The organism is Pedobacter cryoconitis (assembly GCF_014200595.1).
In the GTDB taxonomy this organism is placed as follows: Bacteria; Bacteroidota; Bacteroidia; order Sphingobacteriales; family Sphingobacteriaceae; genus Pedobacter; species Pedobacter cryoconitis_C.
Genome location: NZ_JACHCG010000002.1, coordinates 626,589 through 648,728, shown reverse-complemented (window position 1 = coordinate 648,728; position 22,140 = coordinate 626,589). Strand labels below are relative to the sequence as shown.

The 22,140-nt window shown below is 39.2% G+C and carries 19 protein-coding genes; 10 read left to right on the top strand and 9 right to left on the bottom strand.

Going from position 1 to position 22,140, the window contains the following annotated elements; translation table 11 throughout:
• Positions 1-16: 16 nt before the first annotated feature.
• Positions 17-1,276, top strand: coding sequence for a cation:dicarboxylate symporter family transporter (locus tag HDE70_RS16790; protein WP_183891309.1), 1,260 nt, complete (start codon positions 17-19; stop codon positions 1,274-1,276).
• Between the two features lie 126 nt (positions 1,277-1,402).
• Here HDE70_RS16790 and HDE70_RS16785 read toward each other — a convergent pair whose 3' ends face one another.
• Complete coding sequence (locus tag HDE70_RS16785) at positions 1,403-1,582, bottom strand: histone H1 (RefSeq protein ID WP_068396067.1); 180 nt, start codon at positions 1,580-1,582, stop codon at positions 1,403-1,405.
• Positions 1,583-1,750: 168 nt separating this feature from the next.
• Between HDE70_RS16785 and HDE70_RS16780 the strand changes: the two genes are divergently transcribed.
• On the top strand, positions 1,751-2,068 hold the full coding sequence (locus tag HDE70_RS16780; RefSeq protein WP_183891308.1) for a hypothetical protein: 318 nt from the start codon (positions 1,751-1,753) through the stop codon (positions 2,066-2,068).
• 35 nt (positions 2,069-2,103) lie between these two features.
• Here the strand turns inward: HDE70_RS16780 and HDE70_RS16775 are convergent, their stop codons facing one another.
• The 3 genes from HDE70_RS16775 to HDE70_RS16765 are packed head-to-tail and all read right to left on the bottom strand — an operon-like array spanning position 2,104 to position 5,994.
• A complete protein-coding gene (locus HDE70_RS16775; RefSeq protein ID WP_183891307.1) occupies positions 2,104-3,699 on the bottom strand; it encodes an MFS transporter in 1,596 nt (531 codons plus the stop codon).
• Positions 3,699-4,757: an HlyD family secretion protein gene (locus HDE70_RS16770; protein WP_183891306.1), complete on the bottom strand. Its 1,059-nt coding sequence runs from the start codon at positions 4,755-4,757 to the stop codon at positions 3,699-3,701. Before HDE70_RS16770 ends, HDE70_RS16775 begins: the two co-directional genes overlap by 1 nt.
• Position 4,758: 1 nt before the next feature.
• The gene (locus HDE70_RS16765; protein ID WP_260161028.1) at positions 4,759-5,994 is read right to left on the bottom strand and encodes a TolC family protein; all 1,236 of its coding nucleotides are present in this window, start codon (positions 5,992-5,994) and stop codon (positions 4,759-4,761) included.
• A 172-nt stretch (positions 5,995-6,166) separates the two neighbouring features.
• Between HDE70_RS16765 and HDE70_RS16760 the strand changes: the two genes are divergently transcribed.
• Positions 6,167-6,961, top strand: coding sequence for a helix-turn-helix domain-containing protein (locus HDE70_RS16760; protein ID WP_183866741.1), 795 nt, complete (start codon positions 6,167-6,169; stop codon positions 6,959-6,961).
• Here HDE70_RS16760 and HDE70_RS16755 read toward each other — a convergent pair.
• Positions 6,958-8,895 carry a KUP/HAK/KT family potassium transporter gene (locus HDE70_RS16755; protein ID WP_183866357.1) on the bottom strand — a complete coding sequence of 646 codons (1,938 nt, stop codon included), beginning with the start codon at positions 8,893-8,895 and terminating at the stop codon, positions 6,958-6,960. The genes HDE70_RS16760 and HDE70_RS16755 overlap by 4 nt on opposite strands.
• A 221-nt stretch (positions 8,896-9,116) precedes the next feature.
• Between HDE70_RS16755 and HDE70_RS16750 the strand changes: the two genes are divergently transcribed.
• The 4 genes from HDE70_RS16750 to HDE70_RS16735 all read left to right on the top strand — a co-directional run bounded on the left by HDE70_RS16750 (position 9,117) and on the right by HDE70_RS16735 (position 13,017).
• On the top strand, positions 9,117-9,332 hold the full coding sequence (locus HDE70_RS16750; protein WP_183866356.1) for a hypothetical protein: 216 nt from the start codon (positions 9,117-9,119) through the stop codon (positions 9,330-9,332).
• 69 nt (positions 9,333-9,401) lie between these two features.
• The gene (locus tag HDE70_RS16745) at positions 9,402-10,043 is read left to right on the top strand and encodes a DUF47 domain-containing protein (protein WP_183891304.1); all 642 of its coding nucleotides are present in this window, start codon (positions 9,402-9,404) and stop codon (positions 10,041-10,043) included.
• Between the two features lie 6 nt (positions 10,044-10,049).
• A complete protein-coding gene (locus HDE70_RS16740) occupies positions 10,050-11,186 on the top strand; it encodes a metallophosphoesterase family protein (protein WP_183891303.1) in 1,137 nt (378 codons plus the stop codon).
• On the top strand, positions 11,122-13,017 hold the full coding sequence (locus HDE70_RS16735) for an ABC transporter ATP-binding protein (RefSeq protein WP_260161024.1): 1,896 nt from the start codon (positions 11,122-11,124) through the stop codon (positions 13,015-13,017). Before HDE70_RS16740 ends, HDE70_RS16735 begins: the two co-directional genes overlap by 65 nt.
• Positions 13,018-13,029: 12 nt before the next feature.
• On the opposite strand, the gene HDE70_RS16730 is transcribed toward HDE70_RS16735, so the two are convergent.
• The gene (locus HDE70_RS16730; RefSeq protein WP_183866353.1) at positions 13,030-13,536 is read right to left on the bottom strand and encodes a hypothetical protein; all 507 of its coding nucleotides are present in this window, start codon (positions 13,534-13,536) and stop codon (positions 13,030-13,032) included.
• 1 nt (position 13,537) lies between these two features.
• Complete coding sequence (locus tag HDE70_RS16725; RefSeq protein ID WP_183891302.1) at positions 13,538-14,434, bottom strand: aldo/keto reductase; 897 nt, start codon at positions 14,432-14,434, stop codon at positions 13,538-13,540.
• Positions 14,435-14,702: 268 nt separating this feature from the next.
• Here HDE70_RS16725 and HDE70_RS16720 point away from each other — a divergent pair, with 268 nt between their 5' ends.
• Positions 14,703-15,941 carry a cation:proton antiporter gene (locus HDE70_RS16720; RefSeq protein ID WP_183891301.1) on the top strand — a complete coding sequence of 413 codons (1,239 nt, stop codon included), beginning with the start codon at positions 14,703-14,705 and terminating at the stop codon, positions 15,939-15,941.
• A 15-nt stretch (positions 15,942-15,956) separates the two neighbouring features.
• Complete coding sequence (locus HDE70_RS16715) at positions 15,957-17,978, top strand: cation:proton antiporter (protein WP_183866350.1); 2,022 nt, start codon at positions 15,957-15,959, stop codon at positions 17,976-17,978.
• Position 17,979: 1 nt separating this feature from the next.
• Here HDE70_RS16715 and HDE70_RS16710 read toward each other — a convergent pair whose 3' ends face one another.
• A complete protein-coding gene (locus HDE70_RS16710) occupies positions 17,980-18,522 on the bottom strand; it encodes a YfiT family bacillithiol transferase (RefSeq protein WP_183866349.1) in 543 nt (180 codons plus the stop codon).
• A 30-nt stretch (positions 18,523-18,552) separates the two neighbouring features.
• Positions 18,553-19,887 carry a sigma-54-dependent transcriptional regulator gene (locus tag HDE70_RS16705; protein WP_183891381.1) on the bottom strand — a complete coding sequence of 445 codons (1,335 nt, stop codon included), beginning with the start codon at positions 19,885-19,887 and terminating at the stop codon, positions 18,553-18,555.
• 128 nt (positions 19,888-20,015) lie between these two features.
• Between HDE70_RS16705 and HDE70_RS16700 the strand changes: the two genes are divergently transcribed.
• Positions 20,016-22,094, top strand: a complete 2,079-nt coding sequence (locus HDE70_RS16700) for an HD family phosphohydrolase (RefSeq protein ID WP_183866348.1) — start codon at positions 20,016-20,018, stop codon at positions 22,092-22,094.
• Positions 22,095-22,140: the final 46 nt, after the last annotated feature.

The following is a 22,140-nucleotide window of genomic DNA, read 5'->3' as shown; positions in this document are numbered from 1 at the left end:
TTTTTAATCCTTCAATATGGAAATTAATTATACTACCCCCGATAAAATACAAAAAAGAAGCTTTACGAAAAAACTATTTACAAATCTGACTTTTTGGGTTTTGATTGCAATTATTGCCGGGATTATACTGGGAACCACAAACCCTGCACTGGCGATAAAAATGGAAATCGTGGGTAAGACTTTCGTCGATATTATCAAATTATTCATTGCGCCGATTATTTTCCTGACCATTGTTTTGGGAATCAGCGGGATGGGTGATCTGAAAAAAGTTGGCCGGATTGGTGTCAAGTCACTGGTTTATTTTGAAATCGTAACCACATTTGCTTTAGCTATCGGCATATTCGTCGCTTATATTATACGTCCCGGGCATATTGACCGGTCAGGCCTGAATATACAAGACCCTTCTAAGTATACTAAAGCTGCCGAATCGGGTGCTGGTTTTGACTGGGGCAAGTTTTTTATGTCTAACCTGACTTTACAGGTTTTGGTCGTTGCTATTGTTGTGGGGGTTGCACTCAATTTTTATTCAAAAAGAGAAGCGGTTATCGGTGTTTTGGGAAAAGCTTCGAAATTGGTGTTTGGTGGATTGAAGTATGTGATGTACCTCGCTCCTCTTGGTGCTTTCGGAGGAATGGCTTATACGATTGGTAAGTTTGGTTTGCAAACGCTGATTCCTTTAGGAAAACTGATGGGCACGGTTTATTTAACCATGGGATTGTTTGTGTTTGTGATCCTGGGATCTATTCTGAGGTATTTCAATTTAAGCATCCTTAGTTTTCTTAAATATATCAAGGAAGAACTGCTGCTTGTGCTGGGAACTTCTTCTTCGGAATCTGCTTTGCCTTCTATCATGAAAAAACTAGAGCAGCTGGGTTGCAGTAAATCGGTTGTCGGATTGGTTATTCCTACTGGTTATTCTTTCAACCTGGATGGGACATCTATTTATTTATCAATGGCTGTTATCTTTTTAGCGCAGTTGTATAATGTTCATTTATCATTGGCGGAGATGCTGAGTATCATTGGGATATTAATGCTGACATCCAAGGGCGCTGCGGGCGTGACAGGCAGCGGCTTTATTGTATTGGCCTCTACGCTTACTGCTATCCATAAGATTCCGGTAGAGGGGCTTGCGTTCCTTTTAGGGGTAGACAAGTTTATGAGTGAAGCACGTGCAATTACAAATATCATTGGAAACGGAGTGGCTACGATTGTGATCGCGAAAACTGAGAATGAGTTTCATCCCGGACCGGATAATATACTGGCACTGAAAAAGTAAAACAAACTTCAGTAAAAAACTTTTTGTTAAGTCATCGTTGAGAAATCTCTTCAAATAAAAAAAGCCGGCTCATTATAAATGAACCGGCTTTTTTTATTAAGCCTGCGAATGCAGGTACAAATATTATTATTTGTCGCTGTTTTTCTTTTCAGTTACTTCAGTACGGATGTCCTGAGCAAGTGTTTTTAAATCTTGCATTGCTTTACGTACTCTAGTACCAGCTGCGCCGTTACCTGAATTGTAAAACTTGTCTGCATCTGCCTCAACTCCGGCGATTAACTCTTTTAATTTTGCGAATTTTTCCATGATATTTTGTTAATTAAATTTGATTTCTGGGCTTAAAGTTAATAATTGTTTGTTTTCTTCCAAATCATTAACGAACGATAATTGGGTTTTAATATGTCTGGATGTTTATTTAAAACCATTTCTACCGGGTATTGTTAAAGGTTTTATGTTTTAACAACCCATAAAGCCATGAAAAAAGACAATCCACAAGAAAAACATAAAGTAGCTGACTCAGAAGACTTTAACACTGACAAACCTCAAAATCAGACCTTACCAAGGTATAATAGTACCAGCGAACATAGGGACGGATCTGAGCTTCCTGCCATTGAAAATCTAAATCAACAGGATGGAATAAAAGACGAGCTAAAAGACGCCAAAAACAATGATTCTGACAATGATATGACAAAAAATGATGATGCATTGTATGGTAAAAAGACCAAAACCAACCTTGGCGCAGGCCAGAGAGACGAAGATGAAGATGAAAAAGAGAAGATAATCCGTACCTGATCTCCTGTGTTGCAGGAGATCAGTATCAGCAGATTTTAATAAGAAGCCGGAGCCGGCTGATTAGATTTTAAGTTAATTTTTGTCCTGTTCAACTTTGGAAATAAAGCGATAACCAGCAGTACAGCGATCAGCAAAATACTAATCAGCAGATAATAATCCATCATTGCTCTTAGCTGTGCCTGGCTGTCAACGCTTCTGTTCAATAAACCTCTTGCTGCTTTGGCTGCCAGATCGGGTGCCATGCCTTTATTGGTTAATGCACCCGTGTATTGAGCCAGACGTTCAGTAACCACAGTATTCAGCCCGCTCAGGTGTTCCTGAAAACGGTTGATGTGGTTACTCTTTTGTTGCAATTGAAAGTAATTGATTAAAGCAATACTGGAACAAAATCCGGTAAAACGAAAAAATACACCCGTTGCAGATGCAGAACTGCCTAAACGTTCAGGAACTGAGGAAATCGCAAAAACAATAATTGGTGTCATAAGCATCCCCGCTCCCATTCCCTGGATAATTAAAGGAAGAACAAAAGTAGAGGGGTCGGCCTGAGTAGTAAACAGGAACCACATCCAGACGTGAAAAATCAATAACAATACAAAACCATATAGCCAGACCAGCCGGATCGGTCTTTTCATAATGATCAACCGGGACGAAATGAGTACGCTTAATATAATACCTACGATATTCGCCGCCATAATATAACCTATATGTATAGGGTCCATACCTAGAATAACGGCAAAGTAGACAGAGATTATTCCCAAAGCTCCACGAACCAGGTATAAAATAAAGATCATAAACATCCCCACATTAAAGTTCCGGTGTTTAAAGACATCCAGGTTCAGGTATGGGCGTCTCAGATGAAGCTGGCGAATGATATGTAAGCCTATCAATATCAAAGTCCCTGATAAACTCCAGACGATCCTGGAATCGTGAAGCCAGTAATATTGTTGTCCGTATACCAGTGTATAACCTAATAAACACAGCACCGATGAATAAATGATAAAACTGTAAAAGTCCAGTTGATAAAGTGGCATCTTTTTGTTCAGTCTGATATTATTCATGATAATCAGCAGCAGAATCCCACCGGGGATATAGGCGAAAATGATAAACTTATATAACACATTATAATCAAATGCATTTAATATAGGCGCGGTAATGATAGTTGATATCGGCGTAATACACAGCAACATCCCGTAAAAGATAGAATAACCGATTTCCCTTGCTCTCTCATTGTGCAGACTTCCAAAAATCAGTGTAATACAAATACTGGTTGACATACAGTTAGACATCCCTTGCAGAAATCTGAAAAACAGTAAGATATAAAGGTTCTGAGTATGAAAACATACATAAGCCGTGCCCATTTGAATCAGGATACTAAGTATAAAATATTCTCTGGTGGCAATGAAAATGAAAAACCTTCTTTCCAGTGCAAAGAACCCGGCTACCGCTGCATAAAAGATCACCATAGAATATTGGACATCTGCTGGCTCAATTCCATAATATCCGGCTGCTCCGGCGCCACTCGCCGTTGATAAGCCAAACAGCAAAAGTCCCGGAAAGATAACCAGAAAGATAGTTGCCCTGATTAACCAGACTGGCACCCACGATTTAAATACTGGCAAAGCTAAACTCATTAGTCTTTACTTATTTTCACATTAACATTCATCCCTGCGCGCAGCTGATCCACCACTTCCCTGCTTTCTGTCAGTTTAATTTTAACCGGTATACGCTGAACGATTTTCACAAAGTTACCTGTGGAATTATCAGGAGGAAGCAAAGAAAACCTGGCTCCTGTTGCCGGAGAAAGAGAAACGATAGCACCTTTAAATGTTTTGCCAGGAAAAGCATCGGCAGTAATTTCTGCTGCTCCATTGACCCTCATCTTAGCAATCTGTGTTTCTTTAAAATTAGCAATCACCCATTTACCTGCATCCTGATCTACAATATAGGCCAACGTTTGTCCAGTCTGGATCTGTTGTCCTTCCTGAATTGTTCTTCTGCCCATTTTACCATTGTAAGGTGCACGTATAATTGTATAACTTACATCAAGTTTACCTCTGCTTAATAAAGCTTTACGACGTTTGATTTCCGCCTCATAGACTCCTTTTTGTGACCTGATATCATTTACTTTTGATAAAGATGCCTGATAGTTTTCCTGAGCGGCCTGATATTCTGAAGTCGCCACATCCAGGGCAGCTTTACTATTCTCTAATTGTTGTTGTGTGGCAGATTCTACTTTAAATAATTTGGAGTACCTGTCATAATCTTGTTGCTGTTTCACCAATTTTGCTTTTGCAGAAGCTATTTGTGACTGACTGGCCTGAGAAACTTTAGAAGTGGTTAAAACATTGCTTTCCAATACAGAAATCTGAGCCTGTGCATTAGACAATGCGGCTTCGGCTTCTTCTTGCTGTAATTGATATTCACTGTTATCAATGATCAGTAAGGTATCTCCCTTTTTTACTTCCTGGTTTTCTTCATATTTAATCTCCCTGATAAAACCGCCCACGCGTGAAGTGATCGGATTGATATATTCTTCGACCTGTGCATCGTTGGTATCCTCATAGTTGTAAAGCTCAACCAGGGACATAATCCCCCAGATGGCAAGCCCCACAGCAATAATTCCAGCTATCCAGGCTGTTATTTTTGTAATCAGCTGATCCGTATTCGTATAGTTATTCTTTGTTTTCATGTTAGAGGTTACCTATTGCCTTTTGTAATTGATAAAATTGTAATTGTGCTGCGATTCTGGCCGCAGCGTAATCGAAACGTGTTTGAAGTAATTGTGTATCTGCATCGAGCAAATCTGTCACTAAGGCCAGCTGGTTGAAATAGGTGTTGTTCACAATTCTTAGATTCTCTGTGGCCTGGCTGATATTTTCTTTGGCAACATCAATCCTGGTCAGTGATTCCTTATATCTCAAATACGCTTCATTTACTTCCTGCCTGATTTTATCTTCTGTATCCGAATGTTCTACTTCTTGCTGCTGATATTTCAATTCGGCTGCTCTTGCTTTATGTGTATTGTGATAAAAGGAAGAAATCGGGAAACTTGCTTTAATCCCGGTCATCCCTAAGCCGTAAACGGCTATCGAATAAGGATAAAGCAGAATCTGAGGATAGGAATAAGCGTAATTGGCAAATAAACCCAGTTTAAAAGACACATTTGCTTTTACGTTCTTCACTTCCAATTTGCGCAACTCTGTTTCTTTTTCAGATATTTTATAAGCAAAGGAATGTGCCATTGCATCCGACAAATAGGTATTGTAAGGCTTTAGCACCGGCAAATCAGCTTTTAAATCTTCTGCCGGCTGAATCACAGTTTCATCAGGTAATCCGGTCAGTATATTCAATTTCTGGTTGGCTATGGCCAGGTCATTGTTTAGCTGAACCAATGCCATTTTTTGCCTGGATAATTTTAAGGTTACCCGAAGCACATCACTTTTTAGTACGACCCCATTTTTAAGCAATTGTTTGATTTCTTCCAGTTGTTTTTCCTGGTCACTGATATCTTTTAATAACAAGGCTTTAAAAATATTACTTCTTTGCAGGTCAAGGAAATAAGCAGTCGCCCTTAATTTCATTTCTGAAGTAGTCAGATTACGCTGTTCAATAGCGATCTCATTTTCTTTCTTTTCTTCCGCAATCTTAATATTAGTCTTGCTTCCGTTGTACAAATTCAAATAAGCACTACCTCCAAATTTATAAGAGGTATGCACCACTTCAAATTGACTTGGCGTATGGAATAATCCATTTTCGTAAATAGGCACATTGCTGACTCTTGCATATTCACCTTCGGCAGAAATTTCAGGAAGACGCTCTGCCTTAGCATCTTTAATCCCTTCTACAGTTCCTTTGACCCGAAGATCCTGCATTTGTATGCTTTTATTATTAGCAGTCACTTTTTCCCAGATTTGGTTTAGTGACATTGAAATTGGGGTTGTCTCTTGTGCTTTCAACCTGTTGAACAGGAAAATAGAGAAGAGCAACAGAACGAGTTTTTTATTAATGTAGTACATGTCTTTAAGAATGATACAAAATTACACCTATGAAACACTTGTAATTTTACCTATATTACCAAATATTTGTCCATTCCAGCCAATGCAACTTTTAGATACAGCAGCCTACCTTAAAAACATAGATTTCAAGCCAAAAAGCATATTTATCGTCCATGAGAAGCTGGAAAGAAGCCTTCCCAGACATTCTCATACCAAAGGCCAGCTCACTTATGTAGAAGGCGGGATCGCATATATTCATATCCAGAACAAAACTTATATTATTCCTGCCAGACATTATGTATGGATTCCGGGTGGTATGGAACATTATCTGAATGTAAGAAATGCAGCTACGGTTACCCATAACTTATACTTTTATACAGAAGATGATCATTTGGACCCTTTTTATCAGAAACTGGGAATTTATCCGGTAAACAGTTTATTATTTGAGATGCTCGTTTTTGCAGAGAACTGGACCGGGACAATTGAGAAGAAAGATCCCGGTTTTAATTTTTTAGTGGCGATCAAAGATATTTTACCACAGTTAAGTACTAAATCATTTCCGATTGCTTTGCCTACAACATCCAATACAAGGTTAAGACCTATCGTACTGTATCTCTCTCAGAATTTTGCACAACCGCTGACTTTAGAAAACCTGGCCAGTCGCTTTGGGATGGGGGAACGCACCTTATCACGTTTATTTCAATCTACAATGAGCATCTCTTTTTTGCAGTATCTGAAGTTACTCAGAACTGTAAAAGCTATAGAATTCATTATGCTGGGCGATAAAACGACGACAGAAATCGCGTATTTAACAGGATATAATAGTCTGGCGGCCTTCAGTAAAGCATTTTTTCAGCTCACGAACATCAGGCCGTCAGATTTTGGCAAGAAGGATTAATCCAGCCTTTTTAAGTAAAAATCAGTAGGTATATCAACAATCAAAGGGACCTTTTCTACTGCTACAAAGCTTAAGTCAAGACCAAATCCTCTTTCTTCTGGTACACTAAATGTTTTAAGGATGGTATAGTAAGCCATCGTAAAGCGTTCGATAAAGCGTAAACTGTTAGAGTTTGAAAGTACTTTCTCAATCACAACGAACCTGAAATCTCCTGCAATATTATGTTCTTTCAGAGAAGCATATTTACTGGTGATATCAATTTCCCCGTTTTTAACCATCTCTTCTACTACTTTTCTGAACAGTACATTGACGCGCTGCTCTACCCTGAATCCAAGACGGAAATCAATTCTGATCAGTTTTTTATCGACTAACTGCTCCACTTTATATTCCATTGTAAAAGGCTCATCGGTTACATCAACGTGTAACAACCAGTATACATCAGCTCTTTTAGGATGTTTCTGAATGATAGAATACATGATCGAGGATTCAATTTCGAAATTGAAATTGGCACTGGTCAGATAAACTAATTGTGAGGCATATTTAGGAATAGTTTCATCTTCACTGATCTTGCTGATAATTGGGAAATACTTCTCAATGTCCACAAAACGCATGTACCTGTTTCTGATCCGGCGACCGTTAGACCAGGCCCACATGATAGAGAAAAGAGACATACCTAAAATTAATGTAAACCATCCTCCGTGTAATATCTTCACCGCATTACCTGCAAGGAAAGTTAATTCAATCACCCCGTAAATAGTCAGGAAGATCACAATCAGATACATCGGTACCTTTTTACGCATTAAAAAGATAGAGACCAGGATGGTTGTCATCAGCATGGCTACGGTAATTGATAAACCGTATGCTGCTTCCATATGCTCTGATTTCTGGAAAATCAAGACGACAAGGATACAACCTATAAATAATACCCAGTTCATAGAAGGCACGTATAACTGTCCTTTTGAATTACTTGGATAATTGATTTTAACTTTTGGCCATAGATTTAACCTCACCGCTTCTGAAATCAGGGTAAATGATCCTGAAATTAAAGCCTGACTGGCTACAGCTGCTGCTACAGTTGCAATCAGGATTCCGTAAATCAGGAACCAGTCTGGCATGATATGGAAAAATGGGTTAATCTCTCCCAGGTGTTTACCTTGTAATTGCCATAACCATACTCCTTGTCCCATATAACTTAAAATCAAACAGATTTTAACATATACCCAGCTGACACGGATATTGGAGCGTCCGCAGTGACCAAGATCAGAGTAAAGTGCCTCTGCTCCAGTTGTACATAAGAATACTGCACCAATAATCAGGAATGCTTCGGGATTGGTAGTCAGGATATGATATGCGTAATAAGGGTTGATCGCTTTAAGGATTTCCGGAAACTGCATTACATAAGTTGCGCCCAGAACAGCAATCATCGTAAACCAAAGCCACATAATCGGGCCAAACGCTTTACCAATAAATGAAGTTCCGAATTGCTGGATACCGAAAAGGAAAGTAATAATCAGCATAACAATCGGCACGGTTGGCAGATCTTTATAAATAATACCTAATCCTTCAATTGCCGAAGAAACGGTTACTGCTGGTGTCATAATTCCATCCGCAAGCAAGGCTGCACCACCAATCATCGCTGGAATAATGAGCCATTTTGCTTTACGTTTAACCAAAGAATATAAAGAGAAAATACCACCCTCCCCTTTATTGTCCGCCTGAAGCGTTATGATCACGTACTTTATAGTTGTTTGAAGCGTTAATGTCCAGAAGATACAGGATAAGCCTCCGAGTATCAGGTCTGAAGTAATTAACCTGTCGCCAATAATTGCCTTGAAAACATACAGTGGAGAAGTACCTATATCTCCGTAAATAATCCCTAAGCTAATTAGTAAACCTGCCGCGGTTAGCTTATTGACGTCTTTATGATTTGCCATTTTTTTTATTTGAGTGGCGCAAATGTAGGGATTGTTATACATTGAAGAGTACTATAATTTAAAAAATTAATATTTAATCCAATCTGTTTAAACATCTTACAAATTTCTTCAGTTATAGTAAAGGCCTCCCGAGTCTCCAATATTAAATCTATGTTAACTTAAAATCATCATTAACAGAATGATAATTAAAGATTACCAAACTGTTAACTTACCTTTACAGCGTGCCGCTACCAATTTTCATTTTCCACGAACTACTCTTTAGAATTCAGCTTTTTGATCCTTCAATCGGATCTTATGTGTCCCATAGTTATACTAAATCTGGTGCGGTTATCGTCACCACAACGCGGACAATCCGCATCCGCAGAGGTTTATTGAATAAACAATTTAAAGATCCGACGCTGATCCCCGAAGCAGCATTGCAGAAACTTATTGCCTGATAGCTAATCTCATACAGAGTTGATGAAGACTTAACATTACCTGTTTATTTTTACAGAAACCCCATTCCGATGAATTCTGTATTCAACTTCTTTAGTCCGAAAGACAAAAAATTCCAGCCGCTGTTTGAGCAGGATGCTAAAAATCTGGTTAAGATCTCACAAAGCCTTTTGCTTACGGTAACTACTGAAGATCAGGAGCAGCGTATTGCGCAATTCAGAGAAACCGAAAAGCTGGAACAGGCCGGAGACGATATTACGCATTCAATTTTCCTTGAACTGAGCAAAAATTTCATCACTCCTTTTGACAGAGAAGATATCCACGCTTTAGTAAGTGCGCTGGATGATGTAGCGGATTATATCTATGCCACTTCTTTAAATATCGAGCTGTATAAAGTCAATGTTTTTAGCCAGGAAATTATACATCTGGCCAAGTTAATCACAGAAATGTCCAAAGATCTGGAATTAGCGATAATGGAACTCCGTAATTTCAAGAATACCAATATTATTGCTGATGTTTGTTCTAGAATTAATAAGGGAGAGAGCCAGGCAGATTTTCTTTGCAACACTGCCATCGCCCGTTTGTTTATCTCAGAAACAGATGCGATCGAGCTCATCAAGCAAAAAGAGATTCTCCAGACCCTGGAGATGGCTACCGATAAATGCGATGATGCAGCGAATGTGCTCGAGGCTATCCTGATTAAAAACGCATAGATAAGCATGTCATCAGAAAATAGAAAAACACCTTTATTCAAATTAAACCAACCAGACGACACCTATAAATTTCAGCCGCTGCCTGCTCCGTTCGGAGAATATCCTTACCGGTTGAATCCAGCATTAATACTACCTGATCCGCATAAAATGGTCTTCCAGGTTGCGGGTGATACAGGAGGATTAAAATCTCCTTCTTTTCAAAAGCTCATTGCAGAAGAAATGGGCAAGCAGCATCATCAGGCCAAAAATCCGGCAGATCAGCCTCAGTTTCTTTACCACGTAGGTGATATTGTTTATCATTTCGGAGAAGCTGAACAGTATGAGCGCCAGTTTTTCACCCCCTATAAAGATTATCCTGCTCCAATTTATGCAATTGCGGGTAACCATGACAGCGATGTGAACCCGAATGCAAAACCACCTTATTCAAGTCTTACTCCGTTTACCAGCGTGTTTTGCGGAAAGGCACCAAGACCTGTTCCTTTCGGTACAAAACTAAATCGTATGAGCGGAATACAGCCTCATGTGTACTGGACTTTACAAACGCCATTAGCAAATATTATAGGACTGCACAGCAACGTTCCTAAATTCGGGGTGATTACTGAAGAACAAAAACAATGGTTTATTGAAGAGCTGAAACACGCTGCTGCTGAACGTGCAGAGAAAGCAATTGTAGTTTGTGTTCACCATGCCCCTTATTCAGCCGATTTTAACCATAGCTCGAGTTTACCAATGATTAATATCATGGAAGATTGTTTTGAAGCTGCGGGCGTAACTCCGGACCTTGTATTAAGCGGACATGTACATAATTACCAGCGTTTTAACAAAACTTATGCGAATGGAGATGTTGTTCCATTTATCGTTTGTGGTGCGGGTGGTTTTGACGAGTTACATTGGTTAGTGGAGAGTGATGACCTCTTGTATACGGATAAAAGTGATCTTTTTGATCATGTTACGTTGGAAAATGCATGTACGATGCAGCATGGTTTCCTAAATCTGGAGATTGAGAAAACTGAGGTGGGACACCAAATCAATGGAAAATACTACGCCATTCCGCATGAGGGATTGAAACCCGGTGAAGATGCCAGTCTGTTCGAAGAGTTTACGTATTTTTGTAAGCATGGCGACAAACAGGTTGTTCAATAAATCTTCTCTTCAGAATTCTAAAAAAGAAAGTTTAACGCTCAAAGAAAGATTTGCAGCTTTAGGTAATTTACCGGAATTCTTTAAAATGGTCTGGCAGACAAGCCCCAGAATGACCATTTCAAACTTGTTTTTGCGGATAGCGCGTTCTGCTACTCCGCTGGCGATGTTATATGTGGGTAAGCTGATTATTGATCAGGTGATCTTGTACAGTAAAACACCACAGCAGCATGATCTGACTTATTTGTGGGAGTTGATTGCGCTGGAATTTGTACTGGCAATCTGTTCAGATTTGTTAAGCAGGGCGATCTCACTGCTGGATAGTTTATTGGGAGATCTTTTTTCCAAGCATACTTCTATACAGATCATGGAACATGCTGCCACGCTGGATCTGGATCAATTTGAGGATTCTGTTTTCTATGATAAACTGGAACGCGCAAGACAGCAAACTGTAGGGCGCACGATTTTACTTTCGCAGGTGATGAGCCAGTTACAGGATCTGATTACGATGGGCTTTCTTGCAGCAGGTTTGATTGCATTTAATCCGTGGTTGATTTTATTGTTATTCGTCGCTATCCTGCCTTCTTTTTTAGGAGAATCTTATTTTAATGATCAGAGTTATGCGTTAACCAGGGGACAAACTCCTGAAAGAAGAGAGTTGGATTATCTTCGTTTTCTGGGTGCGAGTGATGAAACAGCCAAGGAGATCAAGATATTTAATCTTTCTGGTTTTGTAATTGACCGGTTTTCACTTTTATCAGACAGGTTTTACAAGGCGAATAAAAGATTGGCTGTACAACGTTCGGCATGGGGTGTGTTTTTTGCCTTATTAGGTACGGCAGGGTATTACGGAGCTTATATAGTGATTATCCTGGACGCGGTTTCCGGAAAAGTGACCATTGGGGAACTTACCTTTTTAGCGGGTTCTTTCCGGCAGCTCAGAACTTTACTGGAAGGAATCCTGACGCGTTTTACTGCGGTATCTCAGGGAGCTATTTATTTACGTGATTTCTTCGAGTTCTTTGAGATTATGCCAAAAATCACCACTGCGGCAAAACCTATCCCCTTCCCAAAGACTATTCAAACAGGCTTTACTTTTGAGGACGTTGGCTTCCGCTACCTGAATTCTGAGCGCTGGGCAAACAGGCATTTGAACTTCACGCTGTTTCCAGGTGAAAAACTAGCATTGGTTGGTGAAAATGGTGCTGGAAAAACTACGCTGGTGAAGTTACTTGCACGGTTATATGACCCTACGGAAGGCCGGATTTTATTAGATGGCATAGATCTGAAAGCGTATGATCTTGCAGATTTAAGGATGAACCTGGGAATTATCTTCCAGGATTATATCCGCTATCAAATGAGCTTTTCTCAAAACATAGCGGTTGGGAATATCAAAGAGAAAGATAATGAGACTTTGATTAAAGCTGCTGCACATCAGAGTCTGGCCGATCAGCTTGCAGAAAAATTACCGGGACATTATGATCAGGTATTAGGGAAAAGGTTTTCTGAAGGTGTGGAGCTTTCTGGCGGAGAATGGCAAAAAGTAGCTTTGGCCAGAGCTTATATGAAAGATGCACAATTGCTAATTCTCGATGAGCCAACTGCTGCGCTTGATGCGAGAGCTGAATATGAGGTTTTTCAAAGATTTTCAGAGTTAACACATGGAAAATCAGCGGTTCTGATTTCTCACCGTTTTTCTACGGTAAGAATGGCTGATAGAATCCTTGTGCTGGAAAAAGGAGAACTGGTAGAAATAGGAAGCCACCAGGAGTTACTGGATAAAAACGGACGATATGCAGAATTGTTTAATCTTCAGGCCATGGGTTACCGGTAGACTAATTGTATTTCAATACTTTAATGGCGTCCAATGGATTAGGTTCCCGCTAAACTCTTCGTTGAAATAAAGAAAAAAGTCTTCTACTGTTGCAAAGCCATCATTAACAGCCAGACGAACCAGCGTTTCTTTATCTATCAATTCATAGTTTATAAAAACAGCCGGCCCTTTATCATTGATCAGATTAGAGTAATCAATTTGTATCCGCTGCACGGATTGACATCTCAGGATAGGCGCAAATTGAAACTCGTCGGTTGAATTCAGGTTAATAACAAGCTGAATTTCCATTCCTGCACTCCATTCATTATCCAGGTCTCTGCGAATAGTATGAATTTTTGGCTCCAGGAACTCTCCAAAGGTATCTCCATCCCAGCATTTACCGAATTTCTCCAGATGACGACGCTGAAAATCCTGATAACTGCCTTCCAGGTTACCCGGACCAAGCATAAGGCCTTTCCATATTTTCTCCAGAAAATAATTAGGCTGATGATTGACTTCTGTGCCAAATGATAGTTTCATATTATCTGTGTGCTGTATAGTAAGATGCGGGTACTGCTTTGATTAATAATTCAATTTCCCAGTTGGAAAGTGGTGGGAAATCTGCTGCCGCAGCAATATCTTTTAATTGTGCCAATGTTCTGATGCCCATTACCGCACTGTCCAGGGCTTGATTTTGCAAAACAAAACGAATTGCTGTTTGTGCCGGAGAACTGCTTTCGCTGGTAATAGAGCGGATAACTTCTGCTGCTTTAGCAACTTCTGCTTCGCTATAGCTCAAATAAGGTGCTGCGGGTTTACCTGCCAATAGCCCCTGTGCGATACTGCCGCGTCCGAGCACACCAATATTGTGCTCATGAAGCAGTTCCAGACATTCTTCTTCCGGCCTGCGGTCGAGTAAGCTGTATTGCATCATTACACTCACCATTTTAGAACACTGAACATATTCCCTGATCACGTTTGGCCGGATAGAGGAGATGCCGTAATACCTGATTTTTCCTTGTTGTTTTAAGATTTCAAAAGCCTCAATAGTTTCATCAACCGGATCTTCAATAGTCCCTCCATGTAATTGATAAAGGTCTAAATAATCTGTTTGCAGCCTTTTCAGGCTACCCTCTACTGCTGACAGGATATGTTTTTTGCTGGGGTTCCAGTCCCATCCGCTTCCATCTGCCCGGTGCTGATTGCCAACTTTGGTTGCCAGGATTACCTGATCGCGTTTTGATTTCAATAAGGCACCTATTTTTGCTTCATTTTCTCCATGTTCATAAAGATCTGCGGTATCAAAATAATTGATTCCCAGGTCCAGTGCCTGATCAATAATTAATTGGTTTTCGCTGCTATCTCCGGTTAAGGACATACAGCCGAATCCAATTTTACTAACTTCCAGACTGGATCTTCCAAGTTTTGAATATTGCATCTTATTGATTTAGGTATAGTGTTTATACTTGCTTTGCGGGCAACCCGGGTTGTTTTTAAGGGTTAACGCAGGCTGACTAAATTAATTGTTTTTTTCAGTTTAGCAACAGATTTACAAGATTGTTTATTAAGCACTGGTTATCAATGTTTTGTTTTAAGTTTTATTCAGTAAATAGTAAAATACCTCAATAAAATTGCTCCGGAAACGAACAAAATAGCCTATTTTGTTGTTTAAACAATAAATTGAGATGAAAACCCTAATTTAATTAATGGATACTTTTACTACGATTACCATTCTGGTAACCATCAGCGCGCTCATTTCTTACCTCAATCACCGTTACGTTAAATTGCCTGGTACGATAGGTATTATGGTGATTGCAATCAGTCTTTCTGTGCTGATCATGATTACAGGAAAGACTTTCCCGGCAGCTTATAATTTTATTTCTGAACTGACTTCGAGCATAGATTTCACCAAAACATTATTGGATGTGATGCTGGCATTTTTACTTTTCGCCAGTGCCTTACATTTTGATTTTGAAAAACTCAAAGCACAAAAAAGGCCGGTACTTATTTTAAGTACAGTAGGTGTAATCGGGTGTACAACGATCTTTGGCTTCCTATTTTACTGGGCAGCTTCTTTTCTGCATATAGAGATTCCATTGATGTATTGTTTCCTGTTCGGCGCTTTGATCTCCCCTACCGACCCTGTAGCTGTATTATCAGTTTTAAAGAAATCCAAAATCCCGCCTTCACTGGAAACGATCATTGGTGGTGAGTCACTGTTTAATGATGGTGTGGGCATCCTTTTATTTGTGACACTGCGGGAGCTTACAGAAAACACAGGCATAGCTTTTTCCTGGTCGCATTCTTCTTTATTATTTGCGCAGGAAGTATTTGGCGGAATTTTACTGGGTGTGGCATCTGGTTATTTATGCACCAGGCTGGTTAAAAAGGTAGATGAGCTGCAAACAATCTTAATGATTACGTTATCCATGGTCATGGGAATCTCTGTAGCCGGCGGTTTACTGCATGTATCTATTCCACTGGCAGCAGTTACTGCCGGATTGATGCTGAGCAACATGAAATTGGGAGAAAATGCGAATACTGTACACCTCAAAGATATATTAGATAAGGTTTGGGGATTAATTGATGATTTGCTGAATACGATCCTTTTTGTAATGATTGGATTACAAATCGTGGTGATTCCTTTCTTTAATAACTACTGGCTGATTAGTTTGCTTTCTGTATTTTTCGTACTCATTGCAAGAGGCCTGAGTATTGCTGCGCCAACTATTTTGATGAGAAGATCTTTAAAAACTGATTATAACAGACTGGGTATTCTCATCTGGGCAGGATTAAGAGGCGGGATTTCTGTTGCACTTGCTTTATCTTTACCAGATTCTCCGTATAAAGCTTTGATTGTTTCGGCGAGTTATATCATCGTTATATTTTCGATTATCGTGCAGGGCTTAACCTTAAATAAGGTAGTTAACAGATTGGTAAAATAAATTCATAATGAATATATGCACACAAATATTTTTGACCATATCACCCAGCAGTTCCATCTTCCTTTTACTAATCCGGTACTGATCTTTTCTTTATTACTTTTTATTATCCTGATTGCCCCGATTTTACTGGGCAGAATCAAAATCCCCGGTATTGTAGGGTTTATCATCGCTGGAATTCTAATTGGCCCGAACGGCTTCAATATCCTGAAGAAAAACTCTGCTATAGAGCTTTTTGCAACTATAGGTTTATTGTATATCATGTTTATTGCGGGTATTGAGCTTGATCTGGCGGAGTTTAAGAAGAAAAAGCACAAGAGTTTCATATTCGGATTTCTGACCTTTGCTGTCCCTATTTTAATTGGTTTTCCAGTTTGTTATTATTTGCTGCATTATTCTTTGCTGACTTCAATTTTAACAGCAAGCATGTTTGCAACACATACTTTAGTGGCTTACCCTATTGTCAATAAATTTGGGATTGCTAAAAATGAAGCGGTAGCGGTTACTGTCGGGGGTACAATACTGACCGATACTGCGGTACTGATTATCCTGGCTGTGATTATGGGTTCTGTGGAGGGTGAGCTGAACAGTTCTTTCTGGATCCAGCTGGCTATATCGCTGACTATTTTTACGGCAACGGTATTTATTGTTATCCCAAGAATTGCGAAATGGTTCTTCACTAAACTGGAAAGTGAAAAGACTTCTCATTATATCTTTGTTTTATCAGTCGTTTTCTTCTCTGCCTTTTTAGCACAGCTTGCTGGTATCGAACCTATTATCGGAGCATTCGTAGCCGGACTTGCTTTAAACAGGCTGATTCCGCATTCCTCTATTCTGATGAACAGAATTGAGTTTGTGGGTAATGCTTTGTTTATTCCCTTTTTCCTGATCAGCGTAGGGATGCTTGTTGATTTACGGGTACTTTTCAGGGGGCCTGATGCCTTGATCGTTGCGGGCGCTCTAACTGTAGTCGCTATAGTTGGTAAATACTTTTCGGCTACTTTAACGCAGTGGATTTTCAAGTATACTAAAAACCAGCGTTTACTTATTTTTGGTTTGAGCAGTGCACATGCTGCGGCTACATTAGCGATTATATTAGTTGGTTACAAGGCAAAAATTATTGATGATAACATCCTTAACGGAACAATCATACTGATCCTTGTTACTTGCGTATTTGCTTCTTTTGCGACAGAAAAAGCCAGTCGGAACATTGTTTCGGCGGAAGAGCTTACCGGGCCGGAGATCGTTCAGAATCAAGAGAATATCTTAATTCCTATTGCGGATTTCAACAATATGGATACCATGCTGGATCTTGCGGTATTGTTTAAGGATAAAAGTTCTGATCAGCCAATTAATTTACTATCGGTTGTACCGGATAGTGATAATGCACAGGCTAACTTGCTTATCGCCCGTAAAAAGCTGAATGATTCTGTTAAATATGCTTCTGGAAATGATACAATGGTCAAAGTGATTGCGACTTTGGATCACAACGTTTCCAGTGGTGTACTGCGGATTGCGAAGGAAAAATCTGCAAATATTATCATTACCGGATGGCCGAGGAAAAACACTGTTATTGATAAGTTTTTAGGAGACAAGTCTGCTGCATTGATTGAAAAATCACCTGCAAATTTATTCATCCTGCATTTACATAAACCGATTACTGTACATACGAGCATTCAATTGGTTTGCCCGCCAGCTTATTTAATGGAGAAGAATATGCAGGTATGGTTGTCTAAAGTTTGTAAACTCAGCGTTGAGCTGAGTTTATCGGTAGATTGCTTTTGTGACGAGTCTACGAAAAAACACATTGAACATGCGCTATTAATCATGAAATCGAGTGTTAACTTTAAATTCGATTCCACAGAAATCTGGAAGGACTGGAGAAAATTAAAAGAAAGAATCATGCCTGATGATTTCATGATTGTTGTCTTAGACAGGAAGCTGGAAACGACTTACTTGCTTTCATTGACTTATACGCAGCGTAAGTTGGAACATCTTTTTGAGTCGCAAACCAAACTTCTGATCTATCCGCAGATTTAAACTACCAGCCCATTCTTTTGCGTAATGATAAAATCTGTTCCGCATGGTGTTTACCGTGCCAGTTATACAGACTTGTCATTTGCCATAAGGGGACATAAGTATCCGAAGCGGGATGATGGTATTCACGTTTCCAATCCTCGTCTTTGAGTTGTAAAAGCAAAGATGTCCAGCGGCGGTGTAAAGCGTGAACCAATGTGATAGAAACATTTAAAGGCACATCCGTAACATCAGGTAACTCTGCCCAAAGTTGTTCTTCATAAGGTTTAATGGTGGGGCGGTCTTCTGTTAGCGCCAGTTTCAGCCTGATATAAGCGTTCATATGGCTATCGGCTATATGATGAATTACCTGTATGGTATTCCATCCTCCTTCTCTGTAAGGAACATTCAATTGTGCTTCATCCAGATTTTCGATACAATAATCCAGTAACAAAGGAAGAGATCTGATAGAATTTATCCAGGAGTTTAGTGATTGTGGGGTATAAGTTTCGGCTGGAACATAACGTCCGATCGGGAAAGCATGTTCTTCATTAAAATTCTCCATCATTGAATAGTTAAAAGCAGTATAATTGTTTGATTATGAGATATGGTATTCTTCCAGTTTACGATAAAGTGTGGTTAGTCCTATTCCAAGTAAACGTGAGGTTTCAGTTTTATTATTACCCGTATACTTTAATACTTTAATGATATGCATTTTTTCTACAGTTTCCATTTTCATGCCGTCACCTCCTTCGGCAGCACCATGGTGAAATTCGTAAGGAAGTAAACTGGCACTCAGCTGCTGACCGTCAGATAGAATTACCACTCTTTCAATCACGTTCTTTAATTCCCTGATGTTACCTTTCCAAACGTGGTTGAGCAGGTTTTCACTAAACTGTTCATCCATTGTAAAGTCTGGCTTGTTTACTTTTGCAGCAAACTGCTTCAGGTAATGTTTGGCAATCAGCAACACATCTCCTTTTCTTTCATTTAAAGAAGGAAGCTCTATAGAAAAGACTGACAGCCTGTAAAACAAGTCCAGTCTGAAACGCCCTTCTTCTGCTTCGGTTTTCAAATCCCTGTTTGTTGCAGCTATAATACGGACATTTACTTTAGTAGTTTGCGTATCCCCTACTTTGATAAAAGTCTGATTTTCCAGCACCCTTAAAAGTTTAGCCTGTAAATCAAGGTTCATCTCCCCGATCTCATCTAAAAAGAGTGTGCCTTCATTTGCTTCTTGCAATAAACCTTTTTTATCTTTCTGCGCTCCGGTAAAGGCACCTTGTTTGTAACCAAACAGCTCACTTTCGAGCAGATCAGGATTAAAACCACTACAGTTTAAAGCGACAAAGGGTTTCACTTTCCGCTGGCTTTCAAAGTGAATAGCCTGTGCAAAAACTTCTTTACCTGTACCTGTTTCTCCCAACAGTAATACTGTTGTATCTGTTGGCGCGACTCTGCGGGCCAGGTCTATTGCGGCCAAAATAGGTTTGGACTGTCCTAATATAGAAGTAAAATCGTATTGCTTTTGTATTTTAGATTCTAGTTCAAAGACTCTGTATTGGAGTTTAGCTTTGTCCATTGCTTTATATACCAATGGAATGATCTTATCATTATCATCTCCTTTAGTGATATAATCAAATGCACCATTCCGCATCGCTTTCACGCCATCCTGAATAGTGCCGAAAGCAGTCAGATTAATAACTTCTGCATAAGGCTTTATTTCTTTAATTTGTTTAACCAGCTCTACGCCATTCACATCCGGTAGCTTCACATCACTGATCACTACATGGACTTCCTGATTAGCCAGTACTTTAAGCCCTTCTTTACCTGTATTGGCCTGAAACACAGTAAATCCTTCTAACTCTATAATCCTTGCTAAAAGACTGCATATCTTTTTTTCGTCATCAATAATCAGGACACTTTGCTGCATAGTTAAAAATTTCATCAAAAATAGTTATAATAAGACAGATGTAATCAAGCTTGATCCCGTATTTATTGGTAACACGGTCATATTCATTAAAAAATCTTATTTTTGTAGAATAAAAAACCTTTACCATTTTGGCTAAAATCAAAAAGAATTCCCATAAAATCCTTTACAGAAAGTATTCTTCTAATATTAAATATATTATGATGGTGCTTACTGTACTTATCATTACGTTCTTTTTACCCAAACAACCGCGTTTCAGGTATGAATTTCAGAAGGGTAAAGTTTGGTTGAATAAAGACCTGGTGTCTCCATTTAGCTTTGCAATTTTGAAGACCAATCCACAAGTGATTACGGATAAACAGGACGCATTGGAGAACGTACTGCCGATATACCGGTACAGTCCGGAGTTGTATACAGCAGTGGAAGAAGCTTATAGCAACGAGTTTGATGTAAAATGGCGTGGAAATGCTTTTCCTGAAGAAGAAAAAACACCAAATAAAATAGCCTCCCTGAAATTATTAAAAAGTATTTATGAAAAGGGAATTATTGCGGTTAACCCGAAACATCAGAAAGGCCGCAAATATTATGATATATCCCTGCTGAATAATAATATTTCAAAGACGATCAGTACACAGGATGTATTTACTGTACAAACTGCGCTTGATTATTTCAATACGACCTTCACTTCTACTAAAGTTAAAGAGAAAGAGGTGGTGATGAATTTGGTGGAGGATCATTTACAGCCCAATATCGTTTTTGATGAAAAGTTAACTGCAATTGTACAGAACAATACAATAAACAGCCTTTCTACCACTCGTGGAATGGTTCAAAAAGGAGAATTAATCATTGCTAAAAATAATGTGATTGATGATGAAGTGTATCAAAAGCTTCAATCTTTCAAAGAAACCTATGAAGCGCAAACCAAGACTATCGGAGATAGTAAGTTGGTTTACCTCGGCCAGATCTTACTGGTAGGTTTTATTCTCAGCTTGCTGATGGTTTTTCTTTCGATGTTCAGAAAAGATATTTTTAGTGATAACAGACAGTTATCATTGTTATTACTGATCATTACGATGCTGCTGCTTGCACTGACCTGGTCGATCAAGCTCAACCTGCCTAGTCTTTACTATATCCCATTCTGTATCGTTCCGATCATCATCAGGATCTTATTTGATACACGCCTTGCCTTGTACCTGCATTTGCTCGTAATTTTGATAGCGGGCTTCTTTGTCCCTAATAGTTTCGAATTTGTGTTTTACCAGGTAACTGCGGGTATGGTTGCGATCTATAGTATCAGAAACCTGATTAAAAGAGAGCAATTGTTATTATCTGCGTTATTCATCTTAACAGCTTATTTTATCTGTTTTGTTGGAATCGCTTTATTAAGGGATGGTTCATTCCAGGAAATTGAATGGATAAACTTTGTCCCTTTTATTATCAGTGTGCTTTTATCATTATTGGCTTATCCGCTGATCTATGCTTTTGAGCGTGTATTCGGTATCACTTCTGATGTTGCATTAATCGAGCTGACCAACACGAATAACAAGCTATTAAGAGAACTGGCGTTTAAAGCTCCGGGAACATTCCAGCATTCGTTACAGGTCGCCAATTTAGCCGAGGCTGCGATCTTTAAAATCGGTGGAAATTCTTTGCTGGTCAGAGCTGGTGCTTTATATCATGATATTGGTAAAATTGAGAACCCTCAATATTTTATTGAGAATCAGAATACCACTTTGAGCCCGCATGATAAATTACCTTATGAGCAGAGTGCACAGATTATTATCAAACACGTCCATAAAGGAATTGAAATCACCAGAAGGCATCAATTACCGGAAAGTGTGATTGACTTCATCAGAACGCACCATGGAAATACACGCGTAGATTATTTTTACCAGTCCTTCCTTAAGAATTCTCCGGAGAAATTTGTGGATGAAAATATCTTCCGTTACCCTGGCCCAATTCCTTTTTCTAAGGAAACAGGGGTGTTAATGCTGGCCGATTCGGTCGAAGCAGCCTCAAGAAGTATCAAAAATCCTAACGCGCAAAACATAAATGATCTGGTTGAACGCATCATTAATTACAAATTGGAACAAAATCAATTAGATAATTGCGATTTAACGTTAAAAGATATAGAAACTATAAAGCTGATATTCAAGACGATGCTTATGAGCATCTATCATGTGCGTATAGATTACCTACAAAATGTGTAAAATATTTTTGAATTAATGATTGTATTACTATATTTGCAACCCCGGA

What these genes read in the sequence shown, in the direction of transcription:
- HDE70_RS16790 (WP_183891309.1), top strand. Translation starts at nt 17, where the DNA reads ATGGAAATTAATTATACTACCCCCGATAAAATACAAAAAAGAAGCTTT.
- HDE70_RS16785 (WP_068396067.1), bottom strand. Translation starts at nt 1,582, where the DNA reads ATGGAAAAATTCGCAAAATTAAAAGAGTTAATCGCCGGAGTTGAGGCA.
- HDE70_RS16780 (WP_183891308.1), top strand. Translation starts at nt 1,751, where the DNA reads ATGAAAAAAGACAATCCACAAGAAAAACATAAAGTAGCTGACTCAGAA.
- HDE70_RS16775 (WP_183891307.1), bottom strand. Translation starts at nt 3,699, where the DNA reads ATGAGTTTAGCTTTGCCAGTATTTAAATCGTGGGTGCCAGTCTGGTTA.
- HDE70_RS16770 (WP_183891306.1), bottom strand. Translation starts at nt 4,757, where the DNA reads ATGAAAACAAAGAATAACTATACGAATACGGATCAGCTGATTACAAAA.
- HDE70_RS16765 (WP_260161028.1), bottom strand. Translation starts at nt 5,994, where the DNA reads ATGTCACTAAACCAAATCTGGGAAAAAGTGACTGCTAATAATAAAAGC.
- HDE70_RS16760 (WP_183866741.1), top strand. Translation starts at nt 6,167, where the DNA reads ATGCAACTTTTAGATACAGCAGCCTACCTTAAAAACATAGATTTCAAG.
- HDE70_RS16755 (WP_183866357.1), bottom strand. Translation starts at nt 8,895, where the DNA reads ATGGCAAATCATAAAGACGTCAATAAGCTAACCGCGGCAGGTTTACTA.
- HDE70_RS16745 (WP_183891304.1), top strand. Translation starts at nt 9,402, where the DNA reads ATGAATTCTGTATTCAACTTCTTTAGTCCGAAAGACAAAAAATTCCAG.
- HDE70_RS16740 (WP_183891303.1), top strand. Translation starts at nt 10,050, where the DNA reads ATGTCATCAGAAAATAGAAAAACACCTTTATTCAAATTAAACCAACCA.
- HDE70_RS16735 (WP_260161024.1), top strand. Translation starts at nt 11,122, where the DNA reads ATGCCAGTCTGTTCGAAGAGTTTACGTATTTTTGTAAGCATGGCGACA.
- HDE70_RS16730 (WP_183866353.1), bottom strand. Translation starts at nt 13,536, where the DNA reads ATGAAACTATCATTTGGCACAGAAGTCAATCATCAGCCTAATTATTTT.
- HDE70_RS16725 (WP_183891302.1), bottom strand. Translation starts at nt 14,434, where the DNA reads ATGCAATATTCAAAACTTGGAAGATCCAGTCTGGAAGTTAGTAAAATT.
- HDE70_RS16720 (WP_183891301.1), top strand. Translation starts at nt 14,703, where the DNA reads ATGGATACTTTTACTACGATTACCATTCTGGTAACCATCAGCGCGCTC.
- HDE70_RS16715 (WP_183866350.1), top strand. Translation starts at nt 15,957, where the DNA reads ATGCACACAAATATTTTTGACCATATCACCCAGCAGTTCCATCTTCCT.
- HDE70_RS16710 (WP_183866349.1), bottom strand. Translation starts at nt 18,522, where the DNA reads ATGATGGAGAATTTTAATGAAGAACATGCTTTCCCGATCGGACGTTAT.
- HDE70_RS16705 (WP_183891381.1), bottom strand. Translation starts at nt 19,887, where the DNA reads ATGCAGCAAAGTGTCCTGATTATTGATGACGAAAAAAAGATATGCAGT.